The organism is Streptomyces sp. NPDC059718 (genome assembly GCF_042733315.1).
Taxonomy (GTDB): domain Bacteria; phylum Actinomycetota; class Actinomycetes; order Streptomycetales; family Streptomycetaceae; genus Actinacidiphila.
This window is the reverse complement of record NZ_JBHWGA010000141.1, coordinates 1-1381: the sequence shown is the minus strand read 5'-3', so window position 1 is coordinate 1381 and position 1381 is coordinate 1. Positions and strand designations below refer to the sequence as shown.

The following is a 1381-nucleotide window of genomic DNA, read 5'->3' as shown; positions in this document are numbered from 1 at the left end:
CTGAGTGAGGGGGATCCAGTGACCTGGGCGATCGATCTCAATGCCGGCGGGGCCGCGCTGATGATCGCCCTGCTGACCGACAACGGACAGCAGGTCCTCGGGCCTTCCCCCGTGAAGGTGGGCAGGCGGTTATTGATCACGCGGCGAGCGTGAGTTTAGCGGTGTGGTGTCGGCGTTCGTATTCGTCGGGGCTGAGGTGGCCGTTCGCGGAGTGCCGACGGCGGGTGTTGTAGCGGGTCAGCCAGGCGAAAACGGTCCTGCGGCAGGTGCCGGCGTCGCCATAGTCGTGGGCGCCCCGGAGGGTCTCGCGTTTCAGGGACGCGTGGAAGCTTTCGCAGGCCGCGTTGTCCGCGCTGGTGCCGACCACGCCCATCGACTGGGTGACCCCGAGCTGGTCGCAGAGGCCGGCGAAGGCCCGGGATCCGTATTGCGCCCCGTGGTCGGAGTGGAACACGGCGCCCTCCAGGCGGCCACGGGTCGAGGCTGCCATCCGCAGCGCGTCGGCGACCAGGCCCGTGCGCATGTGGTCCGCGATCGACCAGCCGACGACCTTGCGGCTGAAGCAGTCCAGCACAGTCGCAAGGTAGAGGACTCCCCGTTTTCCAGGGGGAGATAGGTGATGTCGCCCATGTATTTCAGGCGGTTCGGCCGCGGTGAAGTCCCGCCGGAACAGGTGTCGGCGTACAGGTCAACGTGCACAGGTGGGTACACGTGAACGTGCACCGTGTTCGTGCCGTCGAGGGGCCGTCCGTGGCCGCCCCCTGGGGCTGCGAGGCAGCTGCGGCGACACTGCGAGCTCGTCGAACTGCTTGGCGCGTGAAGTCAGAGGGAACTGGGCGGCAACCCGAGGACCTTACGTGCGGCGTCGCGTACGTCCGCGTCATCATCCGTCGTGAGTCGTTCGAGCGCGGCGCGGGCGTTTGAGGCCGGCCTTCGAGCCAGCGACCATGCGAGCCAGAACCGGACCCCGGGGTCGATGTCGTCAGCGCGGGCCACCAGGATGTCGGTGAACGTATCGTCGCGCGACGAGCCGAGGGCTGCCACGGCTGCGCTCCTGACCTCGGGCGCCGCATCGTCTGTGCCGGTGATCAGAAGGGCCCGGGCCCGTGTGGGATCACCCGTACCGAAGATGGTGCTCAGGGTGCTCATCACGTGGGCGCGCACCCGCGGCTCCGGGTCGCAGGCCGCGTCGGCGACCAGGCCGAAGTACTTGGTCCCGCCGAAGTCGATGATGCTCAGGCCCCGGGCGGGGGTCTGTCCAGCCAACGGCTCTGTCTCACATTCGGGATGCTGTTGGTGATCTTCACTCGGTCGAGTGAAGTCATGACGTGGTTGGCCTGTGGATCGACGCAGTGTGCTGCGCTGGTTTGGGCGGGGTGGT

The 1381-nt window shown here is 67.8% G+C and carries 2 protein-coding genes; both read right to left on the bottom strand.

All coding sequences use genetic code 11. The features are described from left to right. Positions 1–136 precede the first annotated feature (136 nt). Entirely contained in the window at positions 137–634 is a 498-nt protein-coding gene (locus ACFV3E_RS46720) for an IS3 family transposase (RefSeq protein WP_500542642.1), read from the bottom strand. A gap of 188 nt (positions 635–822) precedes the next feature. Then, positions 823–1266, bottom strand: a complete 444-nt coding sequence (locus ACFV3E_RS46715; protein WP_500542640.1) for a HEAT repeat domain-containing protein — start codon at positions 1264–1266, stop codon at positions 823–825. Between the last annotated feature and the right edge of the window lie 115 nt (positions 1267–1381).